The 14,436-nt window shown below is 70.1% G+C and carries 13 protein-coding genes; 3 read left to right on the forward strand and 10 right to left on the reverse strand.

Annotation, left to right across the window (positions count from 1 at the left end; all coding sequences use genetic code 11):
* Window positions 1-55: 55 nt before the first annotated feature.
* The 4 genes from chvE to OG607_RS32235 form a co-directional block, all read right to left on the reverse strand.
* Window positions 56-1,165 (reverse strand): multiple monosaccharide ABC transporter substrate-binding protein, encoded by a 1,110-nt coding sequence (gene chvE / locus OG607_RS32220; RefSeq protein WP_405730910.1) that lies wholly within the window; start codon window positions 1,163-1,165, stop codon window positions 56-58.
* Between the two features lie 4 nt (window positions 1,166-1,169).
* Complete coding sequence (locus OG607_RS32225; RefSeq protein ID WP_405730912.1) at window positions 1,170-2,192, reverse strand: hypothetical protein; 1,023 nt, start codon at window positions 2,190-2,192, stop codon at window positions 1,170-1,172.
* Window positions 2,193-2,268: 76 nt separating this feature from the next.
* A complete protein-coding gene (locus OG607_RS32230) occupies window positions 2,269-3,303 on the reverse strand; it encodes a zinc-binding dehydrogenase (RefSeq protein WP_405730914.1) in 1,035 nt (344 codons plus the stop codon).
* Between the two features lie 100 nt (window positions 3,304-3,403).
* Window positions 3,404-4,561: a mandelate racemase/muconate lactonizing enzyme family protein gene (locus OG607_RS32235; RefSeq protein WP_405730916.1), complete on the reverse strand. Its 1,158-nt coding sequence runs from the start codon at window positions 4,559-4,561 to the stop codon at window positions 3,404-3,406.
* A gap of 277 nt (window positions 4,562-4,838) precedes the next feature.
* Between OG607_RS32235 and OG607_RS32240 the strand changes: the two genes are divergently transcribed.
* On the forward strand, window positions 4,839-7,421 hold the full coding sequence (locus OG607_RS32240) for a LamG-like jellyroll fold domain-containing protein (RefSeq protein WP_405730917.1): 2,583 nt from the start codon (window positions 4,839-4,841) through the stop codon (window positions 7,419-7,421).
* Here the strand turns inward: OG607_RS32240 and OG607_RS32245 are convergent.
* Complete coding sequence (locus tag OG607_RS32245) at window positions 7,385-8,248, reverse strand: GDSL-type esterase/lipase family protein (protein ID WP_405730919.1); 864 nt, start codon at window positions 8,246-8,248, stop codon at window positions 7,385-7,387. The two genes, OG607_RS32240 and OG607_RS32245, sit on opposite strands and share 37 nt — an antisense overlap.
* A 184-nt stretch (window positions 8,249-8,432) precedes the next feature.
* On the opposite strand from OG607_RS32245, the gene OG607_RS32250 reads away from it, so the two are divergent.
* Window positions 8,433-8,927: a DUF3145 domain-containing protein gene (locus tag OG607_RS32250; protein WP_329318439.1), complete on the forward strand. Its 495-nt coding sequence runs from the start codon at window positions 8,433-8,435 to the stop codon at window positions 8,925-8,927.
* A gap of 77 nt (window positions 8,928-9,004) precedes the next feature.
* Here the strand turns inward: OG607_RS32250 and OG607_RS32255 are convergent, their stop codons facing one another.
* The gene (locus OG607_RS32255) at window positions 9,005-9,763 is read right to left on the reverse strand and encodes a hypothetical protein (protein WP_405730922.1); all 759 of its coding nucleotides are present in this window, start codon (window positions 9,761-9,763) and stop codon (window positions 9,005-9,007) included.
* A gap of 79 nt (window positions 9,764-9,842) precedes the next feature.
* Here OG607_RS32255 and OG607_RS32260 point away from each other — a divergent pair, with 79 nt between their 5' ends.
* A complete protein-coding gene (locus tag OG607_RS32260; protein WP_405730924.1) occupies window positions 9,843-10,244 on the forward strand; it encodes a hypothetical protein in 402 nt (133 codons plus the stop codon).
* A gap of 386 nt (window positions 10,245-10,630) precedes the next feature.
* On the opposite strand, the gene fabF is transcribed toward OG607_RS32260, so the two are convergent.
* The 4 genes from fabF to OG607_RS32280 form a co-directional block, all read right to left on the reverse strand.
* Window positions 10,631-11,893 (reverse strand): beta-ketoacyl-ACP synthase II, encoded by a 1,263-nt coding sequence (gene fabF / locus OG607_RS32265; RefSeq protein ID WP_405730926.1) that lies wholly within the window; start codon window positions 11,891-11,893, stop codon window positions 10,631-10,633.
* Window positions 11,894-12,115: 222 nt separating this feature from the next.
* Window positions 12,116-12,364, reverse strand: coding sequence for an acyl carrier protein (locus tag OG607_RS32270; RefSeq protein WP_329318445.1), 249 nt, complete (start codon window positions 12,362-12,364; stop codon window positions 12,116-12,118).
* A gap of 71 nt (window positions 12,365-12,435) precedes the next feature.
* Window positions 12,436-13,485, reverse strand: a complete 1,050-nt coding sequence (locus tag OG607_RS32275) for a ketoacyl-ACP synthase III (protein WP_405730928.1) — start codon at window positions 13,483-13,485, stop codon at window positions 12,436-12,438.
* 14 nt (window positions 13,486-13,499) lie between these two features.
* Window positions 13,500-14,435 (reverse strand): ACP S-malonyltransferase, encoded by a 936-nt coding sequence (locus tag OG607_RS32280; protein WP_405730930.1) that lies wholly within the window; start codon window positions 14,433-14,435, stop codon window positions 13,500-13,502.
* Window position 14,436 lies beyond the last annotated feature (1 nt).

The raw sequence follows: 14,436 nt of genomic DNA on the forward strand, positions 1-14,436 counted from the left end.
GGTGGCGGGCTGGTCAGGTAGCCCGCCACCGGCGCCGATCAGGGGGTGCTGCCGGTCAGGCCAGGTCGGAGGCCTTGTAGTAGCCACCGTCGATCAGGACCGACTTGTAGTTGTCCTTGGTGACGAGCACCGGCTGCAGCAGGTAGGTCGGGACGACCTTCGTGCCGTTGTTGTACTGCTTGGTGTCGTTGACCTCGGGCTTGCCGCCGGTCAGCTTCGCGTTCACCATCTGGACGGCGACCTTGGCGAGCTCGCGGGTGTCCTTGTAGATCGTCGAGGTCTGCTCACCCGCGATGATCGACTTGACCGAGGGCACCTCGGCGTCCTGGCCGGACACGACGGGCAGCGGCTTCTTCGCGGTGCCGTAGCCGGCGTTCTTCAGCGAGGAGAGGATGCCGATGGAGATGCCGTCGTAGGGCGAGAGCACCGCGTCGACCTTGCCCGAGCTGTACTTGGAGCTCAGGATGTCGTCCATGCGCTTCTGGGCGGTGGCACCGTCCCAGCGCAGGGTGGTGACCTGGTTGAGCGCGGTCTGCTTGGACTTGACGACCAGCTTGCCGGAGGTGATGTACGGCTGCAGGACGGACATCGCACCGTTGAAGAAGTACTTGGTGTTGTTGTCGTCCGAGGAACCGGCGAACAGCTCGATGTTGAACGGGCCCTTGCCGCTCTTCAGGCCGAGCTCGTCGACGATGGAGCCGCCCTGGAGCTGGCCGACCTTGTAGTTGTCGAACGTCGCGTAGTAGTCGACGTTCTTGGTGCCCAGGATCAGGCGGTCGTAGGAGATGACCGGGATCTTGGCGTCGGCGGCGCTCTGCAGCACCTCGTTCATCGCGGTGCCGTCGATCGCGGCAATGACCAGGGCCTTCTCGCCCTTGGTGATCATGTTCTGGACCTGCGAGACCTGCTGGCTGGTGTCGTTGTTCGCGTACTGCAGGTCGACCTTGTAGCCCAGCTTCTCGAACTGCTTCTTCATGTTGGCGCCGTCGGCGATCCAGCGCGCGGAGACCTTGGTCGGCATCGCGATGCCGATGGTGCCGCCCTTGGCGCTGTCACTGCTGTCGGAGCTGGAGTCCTGGCCGCAGGCGGTGGCGCCGGCGCCGAGGGTGAGGGTGACGGTTACTGCCGCTGCGGAACGCAGGAGAGCGCCTCTGGATATGCGCATGGTGCTAGATCCTTTCGGGGGTGAAGCGTGGATCAGTCTCACTGCCGTTCGGAGTGGCAGAGGAGTCAATGGGGAACCTGTTGAGCGGTCCGGGCAGCCGGGAGCCGAGCGGTGACATCCCGCCGTCAGCGCCGTGCCGGGCCAGGAGGTCCAGCACGAGCCGTCCGCGCCGGACTCGTTCGCGCGCGGTCTGAAGCGTGACGTCCCGCATCTGCCGCCCGTAGGGGTAGATGGCAGGCGCCTTGCTCAGGCCGAACTTGAGGTAGATCGGAGCACCGCGCCGGATAAGCTCCGCCGCATCGTACATGCGTACGAATCCTCCGAGGTCGTCCGGGGCTTCGATGTAGAAGTCCATCGGTGCCCCGCTCGCCCGGCGGATCTCCGTGAGGTGCTGGAGAGTCAGGTCCGACGGGATGTTGATGGAGTCGCCGCCCAGCCGCTCCCACACCGCGTAGGCCGCAGGGTTCACCGGGCCGACCAGTGCGGACACCTTGAACGTGGTGTCCGCCGGCAGCACGCCCTGCTGCCGGAGCTGGTGAAGCAGCCACAACACTCCCTCGTCGGCGACGAGTAGGCAGCGTACGCCAAGCGCCGTAGCGCGCAGGGCATCTTCTACGCAGCCCGCTACCTGATCGTGACCTCGGGCCCGGAGTCCGCCGCCGCCGGAGAGGGTACGGGTGGCCGAGCCGATGTCCCAGGTGCCTCGCGGACCCGTGAACAGGCAGAGCTCGATGTCGCGTTCGGTGGTCGCCTGCACCATTTCGGTGATCTCGGCGTCGGTGAGCATCCAGATGCCGCTGCCCTGGCTGATCCGGTGGACGGGCAGTTCGAGGCGCTCGATCTCCTCCAGGACCGTGGCAAGGGCCTCGGGGCCCTCCACGGAGGGGATCTCGGTGCGCCAGCTGCCGCCGTCCGGGAAGCGGTGCGGGGAGGCGTCCGCCGGGTCGTCCGCCGGTGCGCCGTGACCGAGCAGGGCGAGGGCGTACTCGCCGGGACGCCGGGGTCCGGGAGTCTGTTCGTCGGTCACGGTGCTCCAATGTTCGAGATTCCGGACGTCGTCCGGGAGGGTGCGTACAAGAAAATGCCCGGGGGCGGGACGGCCGTCATGCGCTGCCGCCCGAGGGCAGCAGCAGGACCTTGCCGACCTTCGGGTCCCCGCTGCCGACCAGATCGATCGCGGTGGCGAACTCGGCCAGCGGCAACCGGTGCGTGATCAGCGGGGCGGGGGTCAGCAGACCCGCCCCGAAGACCCGTACGGCGTGCGCCCACGCGTCCGGGGCCGCCCCGAACACCGTGTGCACGGTCAGCTGCCGCACGACCAGGTCCGTGGGGTCCAGGCCGACCGCGCCGGCTGCCGGGATGCCGGTCAGCACCAGCCGGCCGCCGCGACGCACCAGCGAGGCGGAGGTCTGGGCCGCGGAGGCCGAACCGGCCGTCTCGATCACCACGTCATAGCGGTTCTCCGCGGTGTCCAGGTGCTCCCGGGTACGGAACTCGGTCGCCCCGAATTCGTAGCTCAGCTGTTCGCGGTCCGGCCGGGTGCCGACCACCAGCAGCTCGGCCGGCGAGATCGCCGCCAGGAACTGCACCGCCAGCATGCCGAGCGTTCCGGTGCCGACCACGGCCACCCGCTCGCCCGGCTGGGCGTTCGCCTTCAGCACGGCCGCCGCGATACAGGCGGCCGGCTCCAGCAGGGCGGCCTCGGTGAGGTCGGCGTCGTCCGGGAGCGGGTGCAGCAGGCGGGCGGGGAGCGTGAGCGTGTCGGCCATCGCCCCGGGCTGCGTGAAGCCCGTCTCCTCGTAGCCCGCGCCGCACAGGGTGGTCTCCCCGGCGTGACAGCGATCGCAGACCTGGCAGTTGCGGAAGCCCTCGCCGACGACCTTGCGGTTGATCAGGCTCGCCGGTACGCCCGCGCCGACGGCCTCCACCGTCCCGGACCACTCGTGGCCGGGCGTGACGGGGTAGCGGACGTAGCCCTCCGGGCGGTTGCCCTGGTAGATCTCGCGGTCGCTCCCGCAGATCCCGGAGGCGTGCACGCGTACGCGCGCCTCGCCCGGGCCCGGTGCGGTCTGCTCGCGCTCGACCAGGCGGTGGGCGCCGGGTGCGTCCAGGACGAGGGCGAGCTCTGTGGCGGTCACGTTGTCTTTCCGTTCAGTGGTCGGTACGGGGCCGTTGCCGGGCGCGGGTGAGTTGTGCGCACCCGGTGGGCAAACTTAGCCCGTCCTGAAAAGAGCCCCGTCACCGCACCGCCTTAGGCTTGCGCTGCTCCCAGCCGTCGGCCCACAGATCGAAGCGGGCCTGCTGCTGCGGGAACTCCGCGGCGGCCTCGACATCGAACTCCACGCCCAGTCCGGGGGCGTCGGACCGCTCGAAGTAGCCGTCCACGACCTGGGGCGCGCCCTTCACGATCTTCTTGATGTCGGAGTCGGCGAAGTCGTTGAAGTGCTCAAGGATCTTGAAGTTCGGGGTGCAGAACCCGACCTGCAGCGAGGCGGCGGTCAGAACGGACCCGCCCACGTTGTGCGGGGCGACCAGCACGTAGTGCGTCTCGGCGGTGGCCGCCAGCTTGCGGGTCTCCAGGATGCCGCCGATGTGGCCGACGTCCGGCTGGATGATGTCCACGGCCTGGGACTCGAAGAGCTCGCGGAACTCGATCCGGTCGTGGATGCGCTCGCCGGTCGCGACCGGCAGGTCCACCTTGCCGGCGACCTTGGCGAGGGCGGCCAGGTTCTCCGGCGGGACCGGCTCCTCCAGCCAGGCGGGCTTGAAGGGGGCGAGCTCCTTGGCGAGCCGGACGGCCGTGGAGGGGCTGAAGCGGCCGTGCATCTCCAGCATCAGCTCGGTGTCCGGGCCGATCGCGTCCCGGACGGCCTCGATGAGGGAGACGGAGTAGAGCGTGGAGGCGTGGTCGAGCTCGAAGTGACCCGTGCCGAAGGGGTCGATCTTGAGGGCCTTGTAGCCGCGCTCGATGACCGCCGAGGCGGCCTTGTGGTACGCCTCCGGGGTGCGCTCGGTGGTGTACCAGCCGTTGGCGTACGCCTTGATCTTGTCATGCGCGTGTCCGCCGAGGAGCTGCCAGACGGGGACGCCGAGTGCCTTGCCCTTGATGTCCCAGCAGGCCATCTCGATCACGGCGATGCCGGACATGACGATCTCGCCCGCCCGGCCGTAGTCGCCGTACTTCATTCGCTTGACCAGGTCCTCTACCGCGAAGGGGTCGGATCCGGTTATGTGGTTGGCCTCAGCTTCCCGCAGGTAGCCGATCAGCGCGTCGGTGTGGCCGAGCATGCGGGTCTCGCCCACGCCGGTGAGACCTTCGTCGGTGTGCACCAGGACGTAGGTGAGATTGCGCCACGGAGTGCCGACGACGTGGGTGCTGATGCCGGTGATGCGCACGGAAGATGTCCCCTTACGATCTCGTTCGAGATTTCGTAACGCGTTCGAAATGCTGAAGGGAACGTAATAACGCGCTCGCGGCAATGTCAACGGTTGCATAGGTAACGGATCGGCCCGCGGATGACGGCTCGGCTTACGGCTTGTTTCAGGTGTTGACGGGGTGGCGGGGGTGGCCTCATGCTCTTCCGGACGAAATTTCGCACAGCGTCTGATATCTCGAACGGGACGTCGAGTTGAGGAGCTTTTCATGGCGGATTACCGATCAAATCAGGACAAAGTGGAGAATGGAAGAGGCGCCGTCGGCCGCCGCGCCGTCATCACCGCGCTCGGTGTCTTACCTCTCATGGAGGGCCTGAAGCTCAGCACGGGCCTCGCCCTGCCCAGCGCCGCCGCCGACACCGCCCTGCCCGCCCCCGTCGCCCACTGGGCCTTCGACGAGGGCGCCGGCACCACCGCCGCCGACGACTCCGGAGCCGGCCACACCCTCACCCTGCGCGGGGCCGCCGCCTGGGGCGAGGCCAAGGCGGGCGCGTACAGCCTGGACGTCACGGCGGGCGGCAACGCCTCGATGGCCGGGCCGGTGGTGGACACCACGGCGAGCTTCAGCGTGGCCGCGTGGGTGAAGCTCGGCTCGCTCGGCGGCTACCAGACCTTCGTCAGTACCGACGGCAGCGCGGTCAGCGGCTTCTACTTCCAACTCCGCGACGACACCGGCACGTTCGCCTTCACCCGGCTGCCCGCCGACGCCACCTCGGCCAACGCGAGCGCCGCCATCGCGGGCGCCGGCTTCGCCCCCAGCGCCGGCACCTGGTACCACCTCGTCGGCGTCGACGATGTCGCCGCCGGAGTCGTACGCCTCTACGTCAACGGCGTCCTGGAGGGCGAGGCCCCCTTCACCTCCCGCTGGAAGGCGACCGGCGCGACGGCGGTAGGAAGGGGCCTCTACGGCGGCTCCCAGGTCGACCAGGTGCACGGCCTCATCGACGACGTCCACGTCTTCGACAGCGCGCTGACCGCCGAGCAGGTCGCCACCCTCGCCGGAGTCCCGGTCGGGGACACCACCCCCGCCTTCCTCATCGACGCGGGCAACCCGGGCATCACCGTCAGCCCCGAGCTGAACGGCCTGATGTTCGAGGACATCAACCACTCCGGCGAGGGCGGCATCTACGCCGAACTCGTCAACAACCGCAGCTTCATGGCCGCCACGACCCCGCTGCACTGGACCGCGCTGGGCAGCGGCGCGATCGCCATCGACACCGGCGCCCCGCTCAACACCGCCCTCACCCAGTCCCTCGCCCTGACCGTCTCCGCCCCTGGCGACGGCATCTCCAACGAGGGCTTCTGGGGCATCCCCGTACGCCCCTCCACCACCTACCGCGCCTCCCTGTGGGCCAGGGCGACCACCGACGCCACCGCACCGCTCACCGTCGCCATCACGGGCACCGACGGCGCGGTCCACGCCTCCGGCACCGTCCGGGCCGTCGGCGCCGAGTGGAAGAAGTACGAGCTGAGGCTCCGCACGACCTCCGCCGCCCCGGTCACCGCCGCCGCCGCGCTGACCGTCACCACGGCCGCCGCCTCCGGCACGGTCTGGTTCAGCAACGTCTCGCTCTTCCCGCCGACGTACAAGAACCGGCCGAACGGCATGCGCGTCGACCTCATGGAAAAGCTCGCCGCCCTGAGCCCGAAGTTCCTGCGCTTCCCCGGCGGCAACTTCCTCGAAGGCAACACCATCGCCACCCGCTTCGACTGGAAGAAGACCATCGGCCCCGTCGAGCAGCGCCCCGGCCACCCCGACGACGCCTGGGGCTACTGGTCCACCGACGGCCTCGGCCTGCTGGAGTACCTCCAGTGGTGCGAGGACCTCTGCATGATGCCGCTGCTCTGCGTCTTCGCGGGCTACGCCCTGCACGGCGGCTACGTCACCGGCGACGACCTCGCCCCCTTCGTCCAGGACGCCCTCGACGAGATCGAGTACATCACCGGCGACACCTCCACCACCTGGGGCGCCCTGCGGGCCGCACACGGCCACCCCAAGCCCTTCCAGCTGAAGTACGTCGAGATCGGCAACGAGGACTGGTTCGACCGCTCGGGCTCCTACGACGAGCGCTACACCGCCTTCCACGACGCCATCAAGGCCGCGTACCCCGAGCTCAAGCTCATCGCCACCACGACGGTCACCAGCCGCACCCCCGACCTCATCGACGAGCACTACTACCCGACCGCCGCCGCCTTCCAGCAGGCCTCCCACAAGTACGACACGCGCGACCGCGCCTCTACCAAGGTCTTCGTCGGCGAATGGGCCGCCCAGGAGGGCAGGCCCACCCCCGACCTCAACGCCGCGCTCGGCGACGCCTCCTGGCTGGTCGGCCTCATCCGCAACTCCGACCAGGTGCTGATGGAGTCCTACGCCCCGCTCTTCGCCAACGTCAACAACGTCGTCTGGTCGACCAACCTGATCGCCTACGACGCCCTGACCAGCTACGGCTCCCCGAGCTACTACGCCCAGCAGCTGCTGCGCACCGGCCAGGGCGATGTCGTCGTCCCCGCCACCGTCCGCGCCCTCCCCGGCCTGAACGCCGTCATCACCCGGGACACCGGGACCGGCCGGCTCTATGCGGCCGTGGTCAACACCGGCGCCGCCGCCCGCACCGCGGCCATCGAGATCGACGGCGTGTCGCGCGTCGCCGCCAGGGGCCGGGCCACCGTCATCACCGGCGCGTCCCGGACCGCCACCAACACCCTCACCGACCCCGAGGCGATCGTCCCGGTGGCGGCGAGGCTGACCGGCCTCGGCACCTCCTTCTCGTACACCTTCCAGCCCTACTCGGTGACCCTGCTGGAGGTGAACGCCTCATAGACCACCCGGGCGAGCTGCTCCTGGCCGCGCCTGCTCGGGTGGAACCAGTCCCAGGTGCTCAGCTCGTCCGCCGTGAAGCGGTAGCCGAAGACCGCGCCGCCGTCGGTGCGGCAGCGGTCGTAGGCACCGCAGACGTCCGCGAGCACCTTGTTGTACGCGACCACCCGGTCCCGTACGGCCGTGCGCCGATGCTGGGCGGCAGGAGTCGTGGAATCCGCGTCGCCCAGCATCGACGGACAGATGCCGAGCTGCCAGACCCGCAGGGCGAGCGGATTGTCCTTGCCGACGGACCACAGGCGCCGCAGGTCCGGGACGCTGGCCACGAGGATCTGCGCCTTGGGGAGGCGGCGGTGCAGGGTCCGCATCGCCGCCTCGAACTCCCGGCGGTATCCGGCCACCGGGGTCATGGCGCCGGTGCCCGCCCGGCAGGCGTCATTGGCGCCCATGAGGATGGTCACCTGGGCCGGTTTCCGCGCCGCCGCCTCCTGCACCTGGCCCTCCAGGTCGGCCATGACGGCCCCGCTGCGGGCCAGGTTCGAGCTGCTCGTGGAGTGCGTGCGCTTGGCGAAGGCGGTCACCCAGGAGGCGTCGGGGCAGTCCTTCAGCAGCGAACAGGCGTCGAATCCACGGGTGATGGAGTCGCCGAGGGCCGCGATGGTGGCGGGCGTCGTGTCCCACGTTGGGGTGGGCCTCGGGGTGGGCTTCGCGGTGGTTTTCGGCGCGGCCTGGCGGGTTGTCGCCGGTGAACTCCCGTTCGGCGATGCCCCGGCCGAGCAGCCGACCAGCAGCGCCATCGCGGCGACGGCGGTGGTCAGGACGCGTCGCATCGACGGTTCCCCTCTCGGTCGACCGGGTGACATATCGGTGAGCCCGACAGTACGTCACCCGTCCGATGACGCGGCACGGTAGCTTTTTCCCTGACAACCGAATGCAGAATGATGTCCCGGATCGCTTCGGTACGGGCCTGAGGCCGCTGGGGAAGGCGAACCTCGTCCCACACTGGAGGTCCCGGTGACGACACGTGGAGTTCTGTACGTGCACTCCGCACCGCGCGCGCTGTGCCCGCACATCGAATGGGCCGTCGCGGGCGTCCTCGGCGTGCGCGTGAACCTCGACTGGATCCGCCAGCCCGCCTCCCCGGGCACCTGGCGGGCCGAGTTCTCCTGGCAGGGCCAGGTCGGCACCGCGTCGAGACTCGCGTCCGCCCTGCGCGGCTGGCACCTGCTGCGCTTCGAGGTCACGGCCGAGCCCTGCGCCACCGCCGAGGGCGAGCGCTACAGCAGCACCCCCGAACTCGGCATCTTCCACGCCGTCACCGGCATGCACGGCGACATCCTCATCCCCGAGGACCGCCTGCGCGCCGCGCTCCTGCGCGCCCGCACCGGCGAGGCGGACCTCGAGGCCGAGGTCGCCAAGCTGCTCGGCAAGCCCTGGGACGACGAGCTCGAGCCCTTCCGCTACGCGGGCGAGGGCGCGCCTGTGCGGTGGCTTCACCAGGTCGTGTGAGCGAGTGCCACAGTGCGGACCGTGGCGTCGCGACGAGCCGGCCACGGTCCGCACTGTTCACGAGCCGTCAGAAGCGCCTACGCCTGGGGGAACAGGGCCAGGAAGGCACCCGTCGAGTCGGCCGCCGAATGCCCGAAGGGCGCGTCCAGGTCCCAGATCAGGAAGAGCAGGAAGGCCAGCAGGGCGCTGTAGAGCCCGGCGAGCAGCAACTCGCGCCGTGAGCGCCGGATCTGCAGTGTGAAGATCAGCCCGACCGCCACCAGCGCTCCGGCTACGAGCCCGAACCACACCATTCCCGGCATCGTCGGCGACGCGTTCTGCTCCCTGGCATTGCGCGCGTCGTCCACGATGCCCACCTGGTCGACGACCGGCTGGTACGCCTGGTTGGCCAGATCGGTCTTCGGCACGAAGTCGGTGACATCGCGCCGCACCTTGTCGAGCAGCACCGCGCCGCGCGGGGTGAGCTCGCCGTCCGAGATCATGTGTGGCCACTCCTTGCGGACCACGTAGGTGACGTACGAGTCGATGTCGGCGCGCGTCCGGTCGCGTACTGCCGCCGGATACACCTGCACGCGCTCGCTGATCTCGTGCAGCGCCTGCGCCTCGCGGCGGGCGTCGTCCTGGGCGGCACCGCGCGCCTCCCAGACACCGGCGATGGCGAGGCCGATCACGATGGCGTAGATCACGCCGATCATCATCGTCATGTATTCGATGACGTCGGGGGTCTCCGACGGGTCGTCATCGTCGCCGACCCGGCGGTGGTTGAGCGAGACGATGGCCAGGACCACCACGCAGGCGATCGCCATTCCGATCGCCAGCACAAGCCATTCGGACATCAATCCTCCACGGGATCAGTGAGCACGCCGGCGCCCCTGCGGGCGCAGCGCGGCCACCGCCAGAATGGCGGGCGCCGTGATGAGCAGGGTCAGGGTCACCAGCGACGCGCCCTCGTGCGGCGGGCTGGAAGGCGGCCCGGCGTACGCGAGCACGTGCGGGCGCGCTGTGGCGCTCGGTGTCGGTGTGGGTGTCGGTGTCGGCTTGGGTTTTGGCTTGGGCGGCGGCGTCGGCTTCGGCGTCGGTGTCGGCTTCGGGGCGACATGCTGCACGGGCCGCACCGGCGTGGGGGTCGGTCTCGGTGGGGGTGTCGGTTTCGGGGTGGGCTTGGGCGTCGGCTTCGGGGTGGGTGCCGGTGTCGGGGTGGGCGTCGGCGTGGGTGTCGGCGTGCACTTCGGCGGTGGCGGTGCGCAGGGGCTCTGCCGGCTCACCGAGGCCTGGACCCCGGCGACCGTCACCGAGCCGCTCACGGTCGTCTCGTAGCGTGGGCAGTGTCGTTGCGTCACTGTCGCGCTGATCCCGCCGCTGCCGTCGCGGCCCGCCTCCACGCGAATCGCCCCACCCCCTGTCTCGATCACGACCCGGCCGCTGACCGGATCCACCTGTACGACCGGTGCGCGCCCGCCACCTGTCGCGTCGTCATCGGCCGTTGCCGTAGCCGCTCCCGCCGGGCACAGTGCGATTGCCGCGGCGGCGGCCCCTCCCCATAACCATCGATTCACGACGGGGAGATTACGCAGGTCGGTGCGCCATCATGCGGCCAAATGGGCCAAACCGACCGATCGGGTGAATCCCCCACCCCGCCCCGTCCCGAAACCAAAGAGCGCCGGACGGGCTGAAATCAGCCCGTCCGGCGCTTCTTGCCGTGCCTAGACCGTACGGAAGGCCAGAACCACGTTGTGGCCGCCGAAGCCGAAGGAGTTGTTGATGCCGACGATCGGGCCCTCGGGCAGCGCCCGGGCCTCGGCGGAGACGAGACCGGGGTCGACCTCGTCGTCGAGGTCGACGAGGTTGATGGTCGGGGGAGCCAGCCGGTTCCGCAGCGCGAGCACCGTGGCGACGGTCTCGATGCCGCCGGCGCCGCCGAGGAGGTGGCCGGTCATGGACTTGGTGGCGGAGATGGCGACGTGGTCCAGGTCGTCGCCGAGGACCTTGCGCAGCGCCTTGACCTCCGCGACGTCACCCTGGGGGGTGGAGGTCGCGTGGGCGTTGAGGTGGGCGATCTCGGCCGGCTTGATGTCGGTGGCGGCGAGCAGCTGCTCCATCGCGGCGGCGATGCCGCGCCCCGTGGGCTCGGGCTGGGCGATGTGGTGGCTGTCGGCGGACAGGCCCTGGCCGATGGCCTCGCAGTAGACCTTGGCGCCGCGCTTGGCGGCGTGCTCGGCGGACTCCAGGACGATGACGCCGGCTCCCTCGCCCAGTACGAAGCCGTCGCGGCCCTTGTCGTACGGACGGGAGGCGCCCTGCGGGTCGTCGTTGTTCTTGGACATCGCCATCATGTTGGCGAAGGCGACGATCGGCAGCGGGTGGATGGCCGCCTCGGTGCCGCCGGCCACGACCACGTCGGCGCGGCCGGTGCGGATCATCTCGATGGCGTAGCCGACCGCCTCGGCGCCGGAGGCGCAGGCGGAGACCAGGGAGTGGACCCCGGCGCGGGCGTTGATCTCCAGACCGACGTTCGCGGACGGGCTGTTGGGCATGAGCATGGGCACGGTGTGCGGGGAGACGCGGCGTACGCCCTGCTCCTTGAGCACGTCGTACTGGTTGAGCAGGGTGGTGACGCCGCCGATGCCGGAGGCGACGACCGCGCCGAGGCGGTCGGCGTCGACGGAGCTGTCCTCGCCGGCCTTGGCGGTGAAGCCGGCGTCGGCCCAGGCCTCGCGGGCGGCGATCAGGGCGAACTGCGCCGAGCGGTCCAGCTTGCGGGCCAGCGGGCGGGGCAGCACCTCGGTCGGCTCGACGGCGATCTGGCCGGCGATACGGACCGGCAGCTCGGCCGCCCAGTCCTGGGCGAGGGGGGTGATGCCGGAACGGCCGGCGATCAGGCCGTCCCAGGTCGACGCGCTGTCCCCGCCCAGCGGAGTGGTTGCGCCGATACCGGTGACGACCACGGTGCGATTGGTCGGGCTCACAGGAATTGTCTCTCCACGTCTAGAAGGGCGGGCGACAGACGCGTCGTCCGGTCTTGCTTACGACCTGGGGGGCAATAGGGAGTGGATCGAGGAGCGGCGTCCGGTGCGGTCGATCGCAAGGCGCCGGAAGGTCCTCGTAGCGGAGCTACTAGGGCGTTTCGGCAACGCCGCGAGCGGCCGTGCCGGTCGTCGCGACGCCGCTCCCTATTGCCCCCCAGGTCGTTAGGCCGCCTGGGCCTTGAGGATGTAGTCGACGGCGTCGCCGACGGTCTTGAGGTTCTTCACGTCGTCGTCCGGGATCTTGACGTCGAAGGACTCCTCCGCGGCCACGACGACCTCGACCATGGACAGCGAGTCGACGTCCAGGTCGTCGGTGAAGGACTTGTCCAGCTCGACGTCCTCGACCGGGATACCCGCGATCTCGTTGACGATGTTGGCGAGACCCTCGAGGATCTCTTCCTTGTCGGCCATCTGGCGCTCCTTGATGTGTTGCTGGGGACTGTGCGGCGTGCGGTTTGCGGCGCCGCTCGTACGAGGTGTGACTAGGGGAGGGTAACGACAGTTGCGGCGTAGACGAGACCCGCCCCGAAGCCGATGACCAGGGCCGTGTCACCGCTCTTGGCCTGACCGGTCGCGAGCAGCTTCTCCATCGCGAGGGGGATGGAGGCGGCCGAGGTGTTGCCGGTGGTCTCCACGTCGCGGGCGACCGCGACGTGCTCGGGCAGTTTGAGGGCCTTGATCATCGAGTCGATGATCCGCATGTTGGCCTGGTGCGGGATGAACGCGTCGAGCTGGTCGGCGGTGATCCCGGCGGCGTCCAGCGCCTGCTGGGCGACCTTGGCCATCTCGAAGACCGCCCAGCGGAAGACCGCCTGGCCCTCCTGGGTGAGCGCCGGGAACTTCACCTTGCCGTGCGAGTCGTGCGGAAGCTCCGAGACTTCGGCGGTCCGGAAGGTGTCCCAGTTGACGGTCTGCTTGATCGTCTCGGACTTGTCGCCCTCGGAACCCCACACCGTCGGCCCGATGGCCGGTACGTCGGACGGGCCGACGATGACCGCGCCCGCGCCGTCGCCGAAGAGGAAGGCCGTGGCCCGGTCCTCCCGGTCGGTGAGGTCGCTCAGCCGCTCCACGCCGATGACCAGCACGTACTTGGCGCTGCCCTCGACGACCATGCCCTTGGCGAGGGTCAGCCCGTAGCCGAAGCCCGCGCAGCCCGCCGACACGTTGAACGCGGCCGGCTTGCCGGCCCCGATCCGGTGTGCGATCTCGGTGGCGACCGCCGGGGTCTGCTTGAAGTCGGAGACGGTGGCGACGATCACGCCCTCGATGTCCTCGGCCGCGATCCCCGCGTCGGCCAGCGCCTTTCCGGCCGCCGCGATCGACATCTCGGCGACGGTCTCCTCCGGGCTCGCCCAGTGCCGGGACACGATGCCGGAACGGGAGCGGATCCACTCGTCGCTGGACTCGATGTGCTCCAGGATGACCTCGTTGGGCACCACCCGGGTCGGGCGGTAGCCGCCGACGCCCATGATGCGTGCGTACGGCGATCCCTGGCTGGGCTTGATCTTCGCGGGCTGACGCTGCGCGGTCATGTCTGCGGGGGCTCCTATTCGTGGGTGCCGTGCTCGGCGATGATCGCGCGGGCCGCTTCGAGGTCGTCGGGGGTCTTCACGGCCAGCGTCTTCACGCCGGGCAGTGCGCGCTTGGCCAGGCCGGTCAGCGTGCCGCCCGGGAGCACCTCGACGAGCGCGGTGACGCCGAGCTGCTGGAAGGTCTCCATGCACAGGTCCCAGCGGACCGGGTTGGACACCTGGGCGACCAGCCGCCGGACGATCTCCGTGCCGCTGCCGACGACCTGGCCGTCGGTGTTCGACACATAACGGGTACCCGGATCGCCGATCGTCAGACCCGGTACGAGGGCCTCCAGTTCGGCGACCGCCGGGGCCATGTGCTCGGTGTGGAACGCGCCCGCCACCTTCAGCGGGATGACCCGGGCCTTCTCCGGCTTGTTCTCGGTGAGGGCCGCGAGCTGCTCGGTCGTACCGGCCGCGACGATCTGGCCGGCGCCGTTGATGTTCGCCGGGGTGAGGCCGAGGCCCGCCAGGTGCGCCACGACGGCCTCCGGGTCGCCGCCGAGGACGGCGGACATGCCGGTCTCGGTGATGGCGGCGGCCTTGGCCATCGCGCGGCCGCGGGCCGCGACCAGGCGCAGGGCAGTGTTGGCGTCGAAGACCCCCGCGGCGGCCGCCGCCGTGATCTCGCCGACGCTGTGACCGGCCACCGCGCCGACGACGCGGCGGGCCGCGAGCTCGTCCGGGAACAGCTCGCGCGCGGCCAGCAGGCCGGCGGCCACCAGCAGCGGCTGGGCCACGGCGGTGTCGCGGATCTCGTCCGCGTCGGCCTTCGTGCCGTAACGGGCAAGGTCGAGCCCGGCGGCGTCGGACCAGCCTGTGAGGCGGTCCGCGACACCGGGGAGTTCGAGCCAGGGAGTCAGGAAGCCGGGGGTCTGAGCGCCCTGGCCGGGAGCGACGATTACGAGCACC

Origin of the sequence: Streptomyces sp. NBC_01537 (genome assembly GCF_045040445.1) — a bacterium.
Lineage (GTDB): Bacteria > Actinomycetota > Actinomycetes > Streptomycetales > Streptomycetaceae > Actinacidiphila.

Coding starts and splice junctions, on each gene's coding strand:
- chvE (WP_405730910.1), bottom strand. CDS start 1,165: ATGCGCATATCCAGAGGCGCTCTCCTGCGTTCCGCAGCGGCAGTAACC.
- OG607_RS32245 (WP_405730919.1), bottom strand. CDS start 8,248: ATGCGACGCGTCCTGACCACCGCCGTCGCCGCGATGGCGCTGCTGGTC.
- OG607_RS32255 (WP_405730922.1), bottom strand. CDS start 9,763: ATGTCCGAATGGCTTGTGCTGGCGATCGGAATGGCGATCGCCTGCGTG.
- OG607_RS32260 (WP_405730924.1), top strand. CDS start 9,843: ATGAGCAGGGTCAGGGTCACCAGCGACGCGCCCTCGTGCGGCGGGCTG.
- OG607_RS32270 (WP_329318445.1), bottom strand. CDS start 12,364: ATGGCCGACAAGGAAGAGATCCTCGAGGGTCTCGCCAACATCGTCAAC.
- OG607_RS32275 (WP_405730928.1), bottom strand. CDS start 13,485: ATGACCGCGCAGCGTCAGCCCGCGAAGATCAAGCCCAGCCAGGGATCG.